At 44.5% G+C, this 14,974-nt stretch carries 16 protein-coding genes and 1 riboswitch; of the genes, 4 read left to right on the top strand and 12 right to left on the bottom strand.

What is annotated here, in order from left to right; all coding sequences use genetic code 11:
- Window positions 1-172: 172 nt before the first annotated feature.
- Window positions 173-640: an OsmC family protein gene (locus MP3633_RS13180; protein ID WP_176335892.1), complete on the top strand. Its 468-nt coding sequence runs from the start codon at window positions 173-175 to the stop codon at window positions 638-640.
- Window positions 641-764: 124 nt separating this feature from the next.
- On the opposite strand, the gene MP3633_RS13175 is transcribed toward MP3633_RS13180, so the two are convergent.
- On the bottom strand, window positions 765-2,003 hold the full coding sequence (locus MP3633_RS13175; RefSeq protein WP_112137435.1) for a saccharopine dehydrogenase family protein: 1,239 nt from the start codon (window positions 2,001-2,003) through the stop codon (window positions 765-767).
- A gap of 36 nt (window positions 2,004-2,039) precedes the next feature.
- Window positions 2,040-3,137, bottom strand: a complete 1,098-nt coding sequence (gene nspC, locus MP3633_RS13170; RefSeq protein ID WP_176335891.1) for a carboxynorspermidine decarboxylase — start codon at window positions 3,135-3,137, stop codon at window positions 2,040-2,042.
- A 321-nt stretch (window positions 3,138-3,458) separates the two neighbouring features.
- Here nspC and MP3633_RS13165 point away from each other — a divergent pair, with 321 nt between their 5' ends.
- The 3 genes from MP3633_RS13165 to MP3633_RS13155 all read left to right on the top strand — a co-directional run bounded on the left by MP3633_RS13165 (window position 3,459) and on the right by MP3633_RS13155 (window position 6,762).
- Entirely contained in the window at window positions 3,459-4,052 is a 594-nt protein-coding gene (locus MP3633_RS13165) for an NnrU family protein (protein WP_112137439.1), read from the top strand.
- A gap of 150 nt (window positions 4,053-4,202) precedes the next feature.
- Complete coding sequence (gene yegD / locus MP3633_RS13160; protein ID WP_176335890.1) at window positions 4,203-5,567, top strand: molecular chaperone; 1,365 nt, start codon at window positions 4,203-4,205, stop codon at window positions 5,565-5,567.
- 223 nt (window positions 5,568-5,790) lie between these two features.
- A riboswitch (cobalamin riboswitch) is annotated at window positions 5,791-6,008 on the top strand.
- Between the two features lie 82 nt (window positions 6,009-6,090).
- On the top strand, window positions 6,091-6,762 hold the full coding sequence (locus tag MP3633_RS13155; RefSeq protein ID WP_176335889.1) for an energy-coupling factor ABC transporter permease: 672 nt from the start codon (window positions 6,091-6,093) through the stop codon (window positions 6,760-6,762).
- 79 nt (window positions 6,763-6,841) lie between these two features.
- Here the strand turns inward: MP3633_RS13155 and phnP are convergent, their stop codons facing one another.
- The 10 genes from phnP to MP3633_RS13105 form a co-directional block, all read right to left on the bottom strand.
- Window positions 6,842-7,624, bottom strand: a complete 783-nt coding sequence (gene phnP / locus MP3633_RS13150; RefSeq protein ID WP_217909014.1) for a phosphonate metabolism protein PhnP — start codon at window positions 7,622-7,624, stop codon at window positions 6,842-6,844.
- A 12-nt stretch (window positions 7,625-7,636) separates the two neighbouring features.
- Entirely contained in the window at window positions 7,637-8,227 is a 591-nt protein-coding gene (gene phnN, locus MP3633_RS13145; protein ID WP_176335888.1) for a ribose 1,5-bisphosphokinase, read from the bottom strand.
- 58 nt (window positions 8,228-8,285) lie between these two features.
- Window positions 8,286-9,422 (bottom strand): alpha-D-ribose 1-methylphosphonate 5-triphosphate diphosphatase, encoded by a 1,137-nt coding sequence (phnM, locus tag MP3633_RS13140; RefSeq protein WP_176335887.1) that lies wholly within the window; start codon window positions 9,420-9,422, stop codon window positions 8,286-8,288.
- Window positions 9,423-9,438: 16 nt separating this feature from the next.
- Window positions 9,439-10,188 (bottom strand): phosphonate C-P lyase system protein PhnL, encoded by a 750-nt coding sequence (gene phnL, locus MP3633_RS13135; protein ID WP_244959639.1) that lies wholly within the window; start codon window positions 10,186-10,188, stop codon window positions 9,439-9,441.
- A gap of 81 nt (window positions 10,189-10,269) precedes the next feature.
- Complete coding sequence (phnK, locus tag MP3633_RS13130) at window positions 10,270-11,106, bottom strand: phosphonate C-P lyase system protein PhnK (RefSeq protein ID WP_343750244.1); 837 nt, start codon at window positions 11,104-11,106, stop codon at window positions 10,270-10,272.
- Window positions 11,099-12,031 carry an alpha-D-ribose 1-methylphosphonate 5-phosphate C-P-lyase PhnJ gene (locus MP3633_RS13125; RefSeq protein WP_176335886.1) on the bottom strand — a complete coding sequence of 311 codons (933 nt, stop codon included), beginning with the start codon at window positions 12,029-12,031 and terminating at the stop codon, window positions 11,099-11,101. The genes phnK and MP3633_RS13125 overlap by 8 nt, the downstream gene beginning before the upstream one ends.
- The gene (locus tag MP3633_RS13120; RefSeq protein ID WP_176335885.1) at window positions 12,028-13,143 is read right to left on the bottom strand and encodes a carbon-phosphorus lyase complex subunit; all 1,116 of its coding nucleotides are present in this window, start codon (window positions 13,141-13,143) and stop codon (window positions 12,028-12,030) included. Before MP3633_RS13120 ends, MP3633_RS13125 begins: the two co-directional genes overlap by 4 nt.
- A complete protein-coding gene (phnH, locus tag MP3633_RS13115; protein WP_176335884.1) occupies window positions 13,144-13,770 on the bottom strand; it encodes a phosphonate C-P lyase system protein PhnH in 627 nt (208 codons plus the stop codon).
- Between the two features lie 2 nt (window positions 13,771-13,772).
- Window positions 13,773-14,237, bottom strand: a complete 465-nt coding sequence (gene phnG, locus MP3633_RS13110; protein WP_217909013.1) for a phosphonate C-P lyase system protein PhnG — start codon at window positions 14,235-14,237, stop codon at window positions 13,773-13,775.
- A 4-nt stretch (window positions 14,238-14,241) separates the two neighbouring features.
- Window positions 14,242-14,934 carry a GntR family transcriptional regulator gene (locus MP3633_RS13105; protein WP_176335883.1) on the bottom strand — a complete coding sequence of 231 codons (693 nt, stop codon included), beginning with the start codon at window positions 14,932-14,934 and terminating at the stop codon, window positions 14,242-14,244.
- Window positions 14,935-14,974 lie beyond the last annotated feature (40 nt).

The raw sequence follows: 14,974 nt of genomic DNA, 5'->3' as shown, positions 1-14,974 counted from the left end.
AAAATTACAGGTTTAGGGTGTTATAGATTTAGTTATTCAATTAGGGGACGCACTGGTTGTAGTGGAGATATGCAAGCTAGCCTTCTTAGCATGATCAATTTTTTGCTGGGCGATAAGTTTTTTAATAATGGTATGCATTAACTGAGTCGTTTTTATAAATAGGAAGTAAACAATGGCAGAGTACAGCGCTCAAATAGTCTGGCAGCGAGATAGTGGAGAAGCTTTTACAGATCATCGGTACAGTCGAGGGCATCAGTGGTTTTTCGACGGCGGTATGACGGTTCCAGCGTCTTCTTCGTCCCACATTGTGCCTTTACCTTATTCTATTGAAGCAAACGTTGACCCTGAAGAGGCGTTTGTTGCGTCGTTGTCGAGCTGTCATATGCTGTTCTTTCTTTCCGTTGCTGCTAAGCGTAAGTTTGTGATTGAGCATTATGAAGATAATGCCGTTGGAAAAATGGAAAAAAATGAAGACGGAAAAATCGCTATGACAGAGGTAACGCTTAAACCAAAAGTTATTTTTTCAGGTGAACATCAACCAAGCAGAGACGTTTTAGAGACAATGCATCATGAATCTCACGAAGCGTGTTTTATTGCTAATTCGGTAAAGACAGAGGTAAAGATAGAAATTATATTATAAATTTTGAGTGCTAATGCGCTGTCTAACATTGTTGAATAGACAAATAAAATAACCCCCAACCGACTATGTCGATTGGGGGTTATTGTTTTTCTATCGTTTTAAATACAAAGGAAAAAACGAAAGGTTAAAACGTGAAAGGGCGGTCGCCGTTTTCGTCTTTAATGCGAGTCGGTAGACCCATGTCGTTTAGTAAACCTAGGAAAGGCCTTGGATCAAGTTGCTCCACGTTACGCATTTCTTTCGCGTCCCAAGTCCCATTAGCCACTAGAATGGCCGCAGCAACGGGTGGTACACCAGCGGTGTATGAAATACCTTGGCTACCAACTTCGTTGTACGCGTCTTTGTGATCTGCGACGTTGTAGATAAAGACTTCTTTCTCTTTACCGTCTTTAATGCCTTTTACCACATCGCCAATACAGGTTTTGCCTGTGTAGTTAGGGGCAAGCGAAGAAGGATCGGGCAGCACCGCTTTAACGACTTTAAGCGGAATGACTTCTAGGCCTTCTGCGGTTTTAACCGGTTGCTCAGACAGTAAACCTAGACTTTGTAATACCGTAAACACATTGATGTAATGCTCACCAAAGCCCATCCAAAAGCGTACGTTTGGCACGTCTAGATTTTGCGAGATAGAGTGAACTTCATCGTGGCCTGTCATATAAGCCGTTTGCTTACCTACGACGGGGAGATCGTCTGTTCGGCTGATTTCGAACATTTTGTTTTCTTGCCATTGGCGGTTTTGCCAAGAATAAACACGTCCGGTAAATTCGCGGAAGTTGATTTCAGGATCAAAGTTGGTAGCGAAGTATTTACCATGGCTACCCGCGTTGATGTCGATAATGTCGATGTCGCTAACACTATCGAAATAATCATTGTATGCAAGAGCGGCATACGCGTTTACCACACCCGGATCAAAACCTACGCCAAGAATTGCGGTCACGCCTTTTTCTTTACATAATTCGCGGCGTTTCCATTCGTAGTTTGCATACCATGGTGGTGTTTCACAAATTTTCGCAGGGTCTTCATGGATCGCTGTGTCTAGGTAAGCGGCACCCGTTTCGATACACGCTTCTAATACAGACATGTTGATGAAGGATGAACCAACGTTGATCACGATTTGTGATTCTGTTTCGTTAATCAATTGTACCGTTGCGGCGACATCAAGTGCGTTTAGGGCGAATGCTTGAATACGGCCCTCTACTTTCATGCTGCCTTTGTCGAGGACACTGGATACAATATCGTCGCATTTCGTAACGCTGCGCGAAGCAATTGCGATATTGCCCAGTGTGTCATTGTGTTGGGCGCATTTGTGGGCTACAACACGAGCCACGCCTCCACCGCCGATGATTAAGACATTTTTTTTCATAGTAACGCGATCTCCAAAATTTTAGTCTAGACAGAATTAAGACAGATTCTGCTCAAAATCGTTGTAATCAAATTCTCTTACGAGTTCGATGCTGCCGTCTAATTGACGTATCGCAATGGACGGCATTTTTACTCCGTTGAACCAGTTCTTTTTCACCATGGTGTAACCGGCTGCGTCTTCGAAAGACAGGCGGTCACCGACTTGTAGTGTTTGTTTGAATTTAAATTCACCGAAAATATCGCCAGCTAAACAAGACTTACCACAAATCATGTATTCATGTTCACCATCACAAGGCGCCATTTTAGCACTTTCACGGTAAATCAGCAGGTCTAGCATGTGAGCTTCAATGGAACTATCGACAACGGCTAAGTTTTTGCCATTGAATAATGTATCTAATACCGTTACTTCTAACGTTGTGCTTTTGGTAATTGATGCTTCGCCTGGCTCTAAATACACTTGGATATCGTACTTTTCAGAGAAAGCTTTTAAACGTTGGCAGAATTGGTCAATGGGGTAATCTTCCCCCGTAAAGTGAATACCACCGCCCAAGCTTATCCAGCTGACCTGCTGAATAAGGTGACCAAAGCGTTCTTCGATCAAGGTAAGCATTTCATCAAAGCGTTCAAAATCGTCGTTCTCACAATTGTTGTGGAACATAAAGCCCGAAACGTCGCTAATGACGGTTTCGATTTTTGAAGGGTCCCATTCGCCAAGACGACTAAAGGGTCTTGCTGGGTCGGCAATTAAAAATTCAGACGTGCTGACTTGTGGGTTAACACGTAAACCACGTGTTTTGCCTTCACTAATGTCTTTAAAGCGGCTTAATTGGCCAATGGAATTGAAAATTATTTTGTCTGAATGATCCAAGACTTCGCGAATTTCATCGTCGGAATACGCCACACTGTAAGCGTGGGTTTCACCTTTAAACTTAGTGTTACCCAGTTTGACTTCGTATAAGGAAGAGGATGTAGTGCCATCCATATATTCTTGCATTAAGTCGAATACAGACCAAGTAGCAAAACATTTAAGGGCCAATAATGACTTGGCTCCGGACTGTTGGCGCACATAAGCGATCTTCTCTAAATTCTTTAGAAGAGCCGCTTTATCAATGAGGTAATACGGTGTCTTGATCATGGCAACCTGCCCAGTAGTCAAAACGCTGTATTCTAGAGCAAAGGCGGGTGTGTTTTCTAGCTTAAAATAGGAATTTTATGAGCCTTTCTGTGTCATTTTGACGACTTTTCCTGTTCCTTCAACATGCTCGTGCTTTTTATTTGACCAGTATGCCCTTTCAATAGAGTGATTCATTGATGATTTCACTTTTGCGTGGAAGATAATAGGGTAACCTCTTAGCTAATTCTGCTTTATAATCCGCTACAATTGATTTTTGTAGCGTTTTAAGACTCGTGTATTCGCCACTAATATATTTTTAAAGAGTATAAGGAACATCTTAGTATGTTGATTTTAGTTATTGGTTTGGTCGTATTTTTCTGTGTGCATTCCGTTCGTTTGTTTGCCCCTAATTGGCGTGAAACAAGTATGGGGCAGGGTAAAAACGGTGTTATGCGTTGGCATATGCGTTTTGGATTATTAACTTTGCTGGCGACGGCATTCATTGTTATGGGTTACATGCAAATGCGTGTTGAGCCTATTTGGTTGTGGTTTCCCCCTGTTTGGACTCGTCATTTAGCTGGCTTACTGGTACTAGTTGCGCTTTTCTTTGTTGGTTCTGCATTAGTACCGAACACCTCGATGAAACAGAAAATGGGCTACCCATTGTTGATTGGAATAAAAATTTGGGCGTTTGCTCATCTAATCAGTAACGGTACTGTGGCTGATGTGATGATATTCGGAAGTTTCTTAGTGTGGTCGATTGTTAGTTTTGCCGTCTATCGCCGTCGTGATAGAAAAGCGGGTGTTGTGTATGTAACTTCGGACGAGTCCAGTGTTCCATCTAATTTACTTGCGTTTGTTTTTGCGATGATCTCTTGGTTTACGATCGTTTTTTATCTACATGAAGCGGTGATCGGTGTCTCACCATTGGTCTAATATTTGTTTGCTGAAATAGAGACATAAAGCGAATGACCTTTGAGTCATATACCGTATTTTTAATAACGTCCATACGGTTAGTTTTGATACTTTTAGGTCTTTCTGTTATCGTCCGCGCCCCTTTTATTAGCGATGATAGGTAAGAAATAAATGATTTGTGGATTTGATTATGGAACATCGAATTGTGCATTAGGCATTGTGCAGGACTCGTCTGTGCGTTTGGTCGCTTTAGAAGGAGATCATACTTTTTTACCTTCCACGCTGTACGCTTTAGATCGTGATTTAATTACTGAAGCCGTTGGCAGAAACATTCAAGGTTTTCAGTCACGACAAACCTTTGCAGAGCTGCGTCAAAATGCCTTAACGCGTGCTAAACGTGCTCGTTACGAAGAAGACATTGCTGATGACGATCAAACCCTATTTTTTGGTCGTGCTGCGTTTGATGAATATTTTCAATGGCCCGAAGAAGGGTATTTTGTAAAATCACCTAAATCCTTTTTAGGTGGTGCAGGACTGCGCGCAGAGCACATCCATTTCTTTGAGGACGTTGTTACCGTGATGATGCAAAACATCAAACAACGTGCTGAAAGAAGCTTAGGTGCAGACATTACTCATACCGTGATTGGTCGACCGGTAAACTTTCAAGGCATTGATGCTGAGGTGAGTAATCGTCAAGCATTAGAGATTCTAACCACAGCGGGTAAGCGAGCAGGTTTTAAAGAAATCGAATTTCTATATGAACCAATTGCAGCGGGTTTAGACTTTGAAGTGGCGATGACCGAAAACAAAACGGTACTGGTTGTGGACATCGGCGGTGGTACCACTGACTGTGCCATGGTTCGTATGGGACCTGATTACGTTCAAAAAGAAGACAGACGCAGTGACTTTTTGTCTCATACTGGTGAACGAATCGGCGGTAATGATTTGGACATACAAATTGCAGGCAAACATTTAATGCCGCTGTTTGGGATGAATTCTCTGCTAAAAACTGGCTTGCCAATGCCAACACAAATGTATTGGAATGCCATTACAACAAATGATGTATCGGCCATCGCGACCTTTAATAGTATGGAAACAAAAAATCAAATACATCAAATGCGATTGGATGCGTCAGAACCTAAATTAATCGAGCGTTTCCTGCGGATGCGAGAAGAAAAGCACAACTACCATATTGTGCGCAGTGCAGAAGAAGCCAAAATTGCCTTATCTGATTCTCAGAGCTACCTTGCTTCATTGGATTACATTGAAGCCGAGTTAGAGGCTACGATTACTCGTGACGAGTTGGCTAAATCGATTACCTCACCACTCGAAAAAATGTTGAACTTGATGTCTGCCGCGATAGATCAAGCTGGTGAAAAACCTGATTTGATTTATATGACTGGTGGTTCGGCCAAGTCTCCTGTTATTCGTGATGCGATTCAACAACGTATTGGTGATATTCCTGTATTGGATGGTGATCACTTTGGCAGTGTGGCGGCAGGTTTAACGGTGTGGTCTGAACGTATTTTCAAATAAAGTTTTAAACGAAAGCCTATATAAAAAACATCACTACATAAAAAAGCGAGCGACTAGGGTCACTCGCTTTTTTTGATTGTTATACGCTGACATTTATTGCAGCAGAGTGTTTTTATTTGCATGAAAAACGTTCTTTTCCCAGCTCTTATTTTTCTCGCTTTGGTTGCTTAAATTCGCTTTAAACCGTACGCTTCCACTTTCTGATAATGCGTTATTAACGGCGCTTATCAGTTCTTGTGAAGGTGCCAGTTTTACTGGTGAAACGGGAAACAGGTGCGTGTTAAACAAACCCTGTACTGCCCCCGCAACGGTAAGTAAGTGATGTGTTTTTTTACTCACTCCCACTGTCCTTTTTGGATGGGAAGGGATGAGGCTTTTAGGAAAATACAGAGTAGCCAAACACTTATGAGTCCGGAGACCGGCCTTTATTGATTAGGATTTTTTGCTTAGTACATCGTGCTAAGAGAGGGTCCGTTAATTTGAATCATACGGGTGAGTATGAAGCATATTTTGGAGGCACATCGTGCATATTGAACCAAGCGTTGTTGACGGCGCAAAAATTGTTTTGAGTTACGCTACGGCGTTAGCGGCTTTTGGATTTTCTGCAAAAGCGTCTATCGACATGATTAAAAAAAATGGCCTGATGTCTTTAATCGGACGCAGCGCAATAACCACAGTATTCGTCTTTATTTTCTTTCAAGTTATGCCACACCACGCGGTAGGGGTATCTGAAGTTCACTTTATCCTTGGCTCGACATTATTTCTCATGTTTGGTCCTGCGGCGTCGTCGATCGGTTTGTTATCAGGATTGTTGGTGCAAGGTCTATTTTTTGCCCCGATCGACCTTCCACAATATGGCATGAACGTCACAACCTTATTATTGCCTCTGTTTGCTATGTCTGTCGTAGCGCGTCGTATCATTTCGGACAATACGGCTTACGTGGATATTTCTTATAAACAGGCATTAAAACTGTCTTTAACGTATCAAGGTGGCATCGTTGCTTGGGTCGCGTTTTGGGCGTTTTACGGACAAGGTTTTGGTGCTGAAAATATGGCGTCGGTAGCGACGTTTGGCCTTGCTTATATGAGTGTTGTGTTGCTTGAGCCTGTGTTAGATCTTGCCGTACTAGCAGGAGCAAAAAGCTTGAATCGCGTTAAAAATTCTTCATTATTTGAAGCGCGCTTGTTCCACTAAGCGAAATGACTTGATCAAGCACGACTAAATACAATGCCCACGTTTTTTACTAGAAATAGAGAAAGAGCGTGGGCATTTTTTATATTACCGTCATGCCATCTTTCGCAATGAGCATATTGTCAGGCAAACTGTCTCCATGCTCCATCAGCCAGCAATCTAAGCGATGGCTGATGTGTGTGAGTATCATGGTTTTCGGCTGCAGGGTGTTATAGGCCAAGAGAGCAAGATTGATGTCGTTATGATTTCTAGGCGCCGTTGACGTTGGTGGTTCTGAGCAATCGAGTATCAGGTAATCCAGCGTTTTGTTGGTTAAGTATGCCTGTGTTGTTTCAGGTAAACCGACGGTGTCAGTGAGATACGCTAGGGTAAAACCGTTCTTTTCAATGAAATAGCCTAAGGTGATTTTAGAATGCAGTAATGGCAAAGGCGTAATCGAAAAATCATCAAATTGCATGGTTTTGAATGGTATAAACGCCGGCTGAAAATCGAGCACGCCAGCGTGTTTATAAAGATCGTCAGTGCCTTTTTGATCGTCCGGTCGAAATATCGGAATTTTCTCTGGTCGTTCAGACCAACGTAAATGAAACAAACCTTGAACATGATCCATGTGAAAGTGAGTCAGGATAATTCGTTGAATCTCATCAAACTCGTATCGCTCTGCCAAGTTGGTGATACCCGCGTCAATCAGAGTCACACCAAGCTCAGTGCGAATTTCAAGACTGCAAGGTCCTCGGCGAAACGTGTCATCTTGTTTTGCTCGTTCACATGCCGCGCAATCACAGCCCCAAACCGGAACTTGACCCGCGTTACCTGAGCCAAGAATTCGAATATTCAACATGATTTTTTCTCTTTCATTTGTCATTCAGTCACTTTTTTATGAACGGGTAGACAGTGAATTAAGGTAACTAATAAGCTGCAGCACGGCGTCGTCAATGTTGGTGTTATTGTTTATGACATGACACTGATCAAGCGGTCCTTTTGCTTTGGAAGAGGCGAATTGCTGCTGCGTTCGAGTCAGCCGCGCCTCGATATTCGGTAGCGATTCACGGCCTCGGCTTATTAATCGTTGGCGCAGTATGTCTGTCTCCACCTTGATCAATACAGGCACTAAATCTTTGCCATAAATCGTCATGGCGATGGGCAAGTATTCTCTTGACCCATTGACGATGACGTTCTGACCTTTTGCTAGCCAAAGGTCGATTTCCTTGCCAATGCCGTAGCGCAATCCATTGGCTTGCCACTCTAAAGAAAAGCAACCCAGTTGTTGGCGTCGCTGGAATTCCGCTTCGCTCAATTCTATGTGATTTTCGTTACCAGATTGCCAATCGCGACAAATGTAGCGATTGGCAATCATTAGGTTGGGCGACGGTCTAAGTGCTTCAGTATTTAACCATTGGCGTACGCCGGCTAAAACAGAGTCTTTGCCGCTGCCCGAAGCACCGATGAGATAAATGACCTTACTCATAGTTGTCCTGTTTATTTCTCATTACTTCTTTTTCATTAGACGCTTTATTCGTCAATGATTAAAAGGCCCGCTGGCCGTTTTTCCAGACTTGCTCAATGTGGACATGATCCTCTTTTAAGGTACTCCAAATCAAGTCAGCTTTTTGGCCGACAGCAATTTGACCTCTGTCGTTTAAACCTGCGGCTTTTGCAGGGTTTAAGCTGACCAAATTCATGGCTTTAGGCACATCGTAATCATTGTTTTCTAACTGAGCGATTGAAAACGCGGACTCTAATAGGCTCGCAGGGTAATAATCACTGGATAAAATGTCCAATACACCAGCGCTTGCCAGTTCATGGGCCGCAATGTTGCCTGAGTGAGAGCCACCACGAACCACATTTGGCGCGCCCATTAAGACACTCATTCCCTTGCTGTGAGCGGCTTTTGCGGCCTCAGCCGTGGTCGGGAATTCTGCAATCACCATTTTGAAATGATCAGATTCTTCCACGTGCTCTAAAGTGGCGTCGTCATGGCTGGCGAGGGGAATATTTAATTCGTGACAGGTCGCACAAATACTTTCTCTAAACGTCGCGCTGTAACGTTGGCTAGCATCAACTTGACGAGTAATAAACGCGTCCATTTCGGCATCCGATAGCTTGTATTTACCTTGGTAGTATTCGCGATATTTTTCCATTTTAGCGAATTGACGTTGGCCGGGAGAATGATCCATGACAGACACAAGTTGTACGGGGGTTTGTTTCAACAGTGCTTGAAAATTGTTTAATGTGTCTTTATGGCTGACTTCACAGCGTAAATGTAAAAAGTGATCGGCACGGGTTAAACCACGCTCACGGGATTCATTAAGCGCATCGACCATGCGGCTTAGATTGTTTAATCGTTCGCTGCCTTCGATAACATCGCCCACTGAAACCGCATCGAATACCGAGGTGATTCCTGCGCTGATCATTTGAGCATCATGGACTTTAAACGCTTGAATCGCAGGCCAACTTACCCCTGGTCTCGGTGTGAAATGTTTCTCCATGTTGTCTGTGTGCAATTCGACCATACCAGCGGTCAGGTAACCATTGTGGCAATCAATGGCGCCAGGCAAAGACACGTTGCCATGGTCAATGTGTGTGATAACGCCCTCGTTAATCACTACTGTGCCTTTAATGACTTCATTGGCTAAGACAATTTGTGCATTGGTTAAAATCATGATTACTTCTCCAAAATTAGTGGTTTAGGGCGACTGTCTGGTCGTTGGTCTGAGTGGTGTGAAGGCTGTTTTCGTTCACGGAAAATACATGATCAGCGACGGCACTACGCACTTGGCTATCATGGAAAATACCGACCACAGCGATACTTTTAGCCAGTGCGTTTTTGATTAATTGCACGACCACTTCTGAATTTTTTTGATCCAAAGACGCGGTTGGTTCATCCAATAATAAAATTGGATAATCTTGAATAAAGCCACGAGCGATGTTTACTCGCTGTTGTTCGCCCCCCGAAAAAGTACTAGGCGCTAACGACCATAAACGCTCTGGAATATTGAGCTGTTGCAACAAAAGTGTTGCTCTGGCTTCGGCTTCGTCGTCGGCCACGCCACGTTCTTTCAGTGGTTGCTTGACCACATCAAGTGTGGAAACCCTTGGAATGACTCTTAAAAATTGGCTGACGTAACCAATGGTGTGGCGTCTTACGTCTAATAGTTCATGGCTAGTTGCCGTGGCTAAATCCAGCATGTCGCCTTGATGACGAACATAAATTGCTCCTGAACTTGGTAAGTAGTTAGCATATAAAGTACGTAGAAGGGTACTTTTTCCTGAGCCACTTTCGCCATGTAATACGGTGCATTGTCCCGCAGAAATCTGCAGATCGACGTTGTTTAAAATGGGCAGCTGTATGCCGCCCTGATTGTGCAGGGTGAAGATTTTACTGAGCTGTTCCACTTGAATCATAGTGGTTGTGCTGGTGTTACTCATGTTGGCACTTGTCATCGCTAAATAGCCTTATGAAAATGGATTAACGGTTTGGATTAACGGTTTGGATTAAGGCGCTATTGGTTAAGGGGTCAGCACCGATGACACTAATAGCTGGGTGTAGGCGTGCTGTGGGTCGTCGAGCACTTGGTCGGTTAAACCTGTTTCGACAATTCTTCCGTGACGCATGACAATTAAGCGCTGAGCCAACAACCGAGCTACGGCAAGATCATGAGTAACGATCACCACGGCAAGGTTCATTTCGGTTACCAAGGTACGCAGTAAATCCAATAAGCGCGCTTGAACCGACACGTCAAGTCCGCCGGTGGGTTCGTCCATAAAGACGACTCTTGGGTGAGTCACCAGATTGCGGGCAATCTGTAGGCGTTGCTGCATACCGCCAGAATAGGTAGACGGTTTATCATCGATACGGCTGACGTCCAGTTCCACATCTTCCATCCACTGCAAGCCTTTATCGCGAATCTTGCCGTAATGGCGTTCGCCAACGGCCATTAAACGTTCGCCGATATTGGCACCAGCAGAAACCCCCATGCGTAAACCATCACGAGCGTGTTGGTGTACCACGCCCCATTCGGTTCTCAACAAATAACGGCGTTCTGTTTCTGAAAGCTGATAAAGATTAAGCCAGTTATTGTCACGATTAAGATAAAGAATCTCCCCTGCGTTTGGCGCTAGGCGAGCAGATAAACTGGTCAACAAGGTGGATTTTCCTGAACCCGATTCCCCGACAATGCCCAAGACTTCTCCGGGATAAAGATCAAAACTGATGTCTTCGCAACCTTTGCCCGGTGCGTATAACTTAGTCAGTTTGTTCACTTTTAGAAGTGGTTCATTCATCATTGCTTCATTGATGGTTGATTTAGTCGGTATTGGTTTAGTCGGCATGAGAGTGTCAGTCATGATTTTTCTCTCCAGTTTGTGTGGCGTGCGCTTCGTTCTTATCGACCTGCTGTCGGCAGTAATCGGTGTCCGAGCATAAGTAGCTGCGGGAGCCTTGATCATCAATAATGACTTCGTCTAAGAAACTACTCTGAGAACCACAAATGGCGCAGCTTTCTTCCCAAGTTTGAATCTCAAAAGGATGATCTTCAAAGTCCAAACTTTCGACTTTGGTGTAAGGTGGAACCGCGTAGATACGTTTTTCTCGTCCCGCGCCAAACAGTTGTAATGCCGGCATTTGATGCATTTTTGGGTTATCGAATTTGGGTATAGGCGACGGATCCATAATGTATCTGTCGTTCACTCGCACAGGATAAGCGTATGTGGTGGCGATATGACCGAAATGGGCGATGTCTTCATAGAGTTTTACGTGCATCACACCGTAGTCTTCTAACGCGTGCATTTTGCGTGTTTCCACTTCGCTCGGTTCGATAAAGCGCAGTGGTTCTGGAATCGGTACTTGATAAATCAAAATCTGATCGGCGCTTAATGGTGTTTCAGGAATACGGTGACGGGTTTGAATCAAACTGGCGTCTACGGTTTTTTCGGTGGTTTCTACACCAGTAAGTTCCTTAAAAAAGGCTCGAATACTGACGGCGTTGGTGGTGTCATCTGCGCCCTGATCGATTACTTTTAGAACGTCACTTTCACCAATTACCGCGGCGGTAAGCTGAATGCCGCCGGTTCCCCAGCCATAAGGCATGGGCATTTCACGCCCACCAAAAGGGACTTGGTAACCGGGAATCGCCACGGCTTTAAGTAACGCACGGCGAATCATGCGTTTGGTTTGCTCGTCAAGATAAGCGAAGTTGTAGCCGTCTTTTATGGGGTCAAGCGTGACGTCATTAATGACAGGATTGACGCTGTTTGTGGAAGATAGGCTCATGCTTGTTCTCCTTTTTCGGTATTGGCTGTTTCTTTATTCGCCTGTTCTTTTCGTAAGCGACGCAACAGTTCCAACTCAGATTGAAAATCCACGTAGTGGGGGAGTTTTAGATGGGAAACAAACCCCGACGCTTCTACGTTGTCACAATGGGATAAGATGAATTCTTCTTGTTGAGCAGGGGACACGCGTTCTTCGTCGTACTTTTCCGCCTGTAGTGCGCGGTCAATTAATGCCATAGATAGGGTTTTTCGTTCATTTTGGCCAAACGCCAGTCCATAGCCTCGAGTGAACTTAATGTCGTCGTCTTCTAGCTTGCTAAAGCCGTTGATCATTTCGCATTCGGTCACTTGAATACTGCCAATATCGACGCTGAAACCGAGTTCATCTGGGGTGATAAAGACGTCTACTTCGCCTGTTCGAATCTCTCCTGCAAACGGGTGATTACGGCCGTAACCACGCTGAGTGGAATAGCCCAGTGCGAGTAAAAAGCCTTCGTCGCCACGCACAAGAGATTGCAAGCGTGCACTGCGATCACAAGGGTAAGACGGCGGATCTTGCGTTATATCGGCAGGCGTAATGTTTTCATCCACTTCTTCTACGATAAGCTTTTCCCGTTCGAGCATTTGCAAGACACGAGTCATGGCTTCAGGTTCATTTTCAGTATTAGTGGACGTGATATTTTCTAACTCTGGAGGGGTTCTTCCATCGGCTAATAAGGTGAAATCCAGCAGTCTATGGGTGTAGTCGAATGTTGATCCTAAAAGTTGGCCGCCAGGTAAATCTTTAAAAGTCGCCGAGATTCGGCGCTCTATTTGCATCTGTGTGGTATCAATCGCTTCACTGCGATAAAAGCGACTTAGCGTGGTGCGATAAGCGCGTAATAAGAAGATGGCTTCGACTAAATCCCCCGCAGATTGTTTGATGGCCAATGCCGCCAGTTGTGGGTCATAAATTGACCCTTCAGTCATTACCCGAGCGACAGCCAGAGGGAGCTGTTCACTGATTTGTGCCACGGACATTTCAGGAATTTGCATATCACCGCGACGATTTTTATCGAGCAATTTGTGCGCGTTGTTGATGGCGGTTTCTCCGCCTTTTACGGCCACGTACATTTAAAGTACCTCCACTTGAGTGGTTCTGGGTAGGCAAACGAGTTGGTTTTTGTCGATAAAGATAAAATCTAAACCGAGTGGGAAAGACCCGTTACGTTCTCCTGTTTGATTCGACAAGTAGTTCAACAGTGGCGGTGAAAGGTCACTGATGGAAACCAGTTGCGCCGTCTCGATGCCTGGCCCAGTGAGACGCAAATTAACGCCTTTTGAAATATTATCTTTCACGCTGTGCACTTGAACGATGACAGTGCAGCCCGTTTCTGGGTACTCGTCTGTTCCTTGAAAAAAGACATGAGGGAATCGCTCAACAGAATCGATTTCAGCTGGACTTATTAAGGCAAAGAGCGCTTGTTGGCTTTCTTCAACGATAGGCACGCCAGTATGAAAATGCAGATTGTGTTTGATGTTTGGTGTCGCAAAATGCGGCGACAACCACAGCGGTGTTTGTTGATCCATCATTGCTTGGCACACTGCAAAAGTGCTGGCATGAAGGGAGTCAATGGACTCTGGTGAATCGACGCGAACCAGTGTGCCGGGCTCACTCATGGCTTTGAGTAATTGACGAAATACCCGCTGACTGTCGTGTGTAGGCTTTTGAAAACCTTTGATTAAGGTGAGTGCTGTCATGATTAGTCTTCCCCTCGAACTAGGGTGAAAAAGTTCACTTTGGTTTGCGCCACATTGTTGGCTTTTTGAGCCTGCTGTGTGGCTAAGGTGTGAGCCAAAGGCTGAATGATGTTTTGTATTATGCTGTACTGATGGGTTGGGTCTTGCAGCATGGCGTCGAGTTGAGCCGCGCGAATAGCGTGGTTTTTATCGCGTCCTGCAATGTAGCTGTGGCCGTAATGGCCTTTCGCGGATTGTACGACACAACGAGTGATGGTCATGTCACCCACATTAAACTGAGACCCCGTTCCGCCCATACGACCGCGAATTTGTGTCAGTCCTACTTCGGCGGGACGGATGTTTTCAAAGTCTTGTTGATCCATATAAACATTGGATAGTTTGATCAAGCTGTCTGAACTTGATTTTGCCATTACTGACATCCAATGTTGTCTGGTTTTTTGTGTGTCAGACATAGGTTTGCTAATCATGGTGTTAAGGCTCCACACTGTATTCAAAAATATCGCTACGGCTGACACTGATGGAGTATTCCATCAGTGTGTCGCTTTCGATTAAGTAATATTGGGAATGAATTTCCATCACTGGAATACCACGGCCAATTTGCAGTTGTTGGCATTCGTCAAAGGTTGGCATGCGGGCTTTGAGTCGAGTCTTTCCTCTGGTTGCTTGAAATTGGTAATGTTCCTGCAAAAAATTGTGTAACGAATCGGACTGATAGCCACGCATTACCTGTTTAGTCACACCAAAGAGGTGGTGCTTGATCAAGGTTGTCGCTTGTTCGTTAATAGAGCGACAGGTTTTGATCATCACTGCCTTTTGGTCATTTGGTAACGTGAGCCGTTTCGTAAGCTCATAGGGCAGCGTTTCTTCGCAGCAACCGAGTACTTGGGTTTCTAGTGTCATGCCTGCTTTGGATAGGTTGTAGGTAAAACAGGATTGATTATCGAGAGAATAATCAATCGCTGGCTGTGTGACTTGATTGCCCAGTCCTTGAAAACGCTTGATCAAACCATCTTGCACCAACTCATCGATGGCGCGACGCACCGTATGACGATTCACTTGAAAACGACTTGCCAGCTTTTGTTCTGCAGGCAAGAGATCTCCAGATTCGTACTGCTGGTGGATTTCGTTTTTAAGTTGCTGGGCAATCTTTAGATAAATGGCCATAGTCTTCTCGTGCTTGATTTTAAAAAGAGCCTTATGTAAA

It is taken from the genome of Marinomonas primoryensis (genome assembly GCF_013372285.1).
Lineage (GTDB): Bacteria > Pseudomonadota > Gammaproteobacteria > Pseudomonadales > Marinomonadaceae > Marinomonas > Marinomonas primoryensis.
Note: the sequence above shows the minus strand (reverse complement) of the source record. Positions and strands in the feature narration are given on the sequence as shown.

Bases quoted from the DNA above. Each gene is read 5' to 3' on its own strand.
- MP3633_RS13105 (WP_176335883.1), bottom strand. From the start codon at position 14,934: ATGGCCATTTATCTAAAGATTGCCCAGCAACTTAAAAACGAAATCCAC.
- nspC (WP_176335891.1), bottom strand. From the start codon at position 3,137: ATGATCAAGACACCGTATTACCTCATTGATAAAGCGGCTCTTCTAAAG.
- phnH (WP_176335884.1), bottom strand. From the start codon at position 13,770: ATGACAGCACTCACCTTAATCAAAGGTTTTCAAAAGCCTACACACGAC.
- phnM (WP_176335887.1), bottom strand. From the start codon at position 9,422: ATGATTTTAACCAATGCACAAATTGTCTTAGCCAATGAAGTCATTAAA.
- yegD (WP_176335890.1), top strand. From the start codon at position 4,203: ATGATTTGTGGATTTGATTATGGAACATCGAATTGTGCATTAGGCATT.
- phnK (WP_343750244.1), bottom strand. From the start codon at position 11,106: ATGACTGACACTCTCATGCCGACTAAACCAATACCGACTAAATCAACC.
- phnN (WP_176335888.1), bottom strand. From the start codon at position 8,227: ATGAGTAAGGTCATTTATCTCATCGGTGCTTCGGGCAGCGGCAAAGAC.
- phnL (WP_244959639.1), bottom strand. From the start codon at position 10,188: ATGAGTAACACCAGCACAACCACTATGATTCAAGTGGAACAGCTCAGT.
- phnP (WP_217909014.1), bottom strand. From the start codon at position 7,624: ATGACAAATGAAAGAGAAAAAATCATGTTGAATATTCGAATTCTTGGC.
- MP3633_RS13180 (WP_176335892.1), top strand. From the start codon at position 173: ATGGCAGAGTACAGCGCTCAAATAGTCTGGCAGCGAGATAGTGGAGAA.
- phnG (WP_217909013.1), bottom strand. From the start codon at position 14,237: ATGATTAGCAAACCTATGTCTGACACACAAAAAACCAGACAACATTGG.
- MP3633_RS13165 (WP_112137439.1), top strand. From the start codon at position 3,459: ATGTTGATTTTAGTTATTGGTTTGGTCGTATTTTTCTGTGTGCATTCC.
- MP3633_RS13175 (WP_112137435.1), bottom strand. From the start codon at position 2,003: ATGAAAAAAAATGTCTTAATCATCGGCGGTGGAGGCGTGGCTCGTGTT.
- MP3633_RS13125 (WP_176335886.1), bottom strand. From the start codon at position 12,031: ATGAGCCTATCTTCCACAAACAGCGTCAATCCTGTCATTAATGACGTC.
- MP3633_RS13120 (WP_176335885.1), bottom strand. From the start codon at position 13,143: ATGTACGTGGCCGTAAAAGGCGGAGAAACCGCCATCAACAACGCGCAC.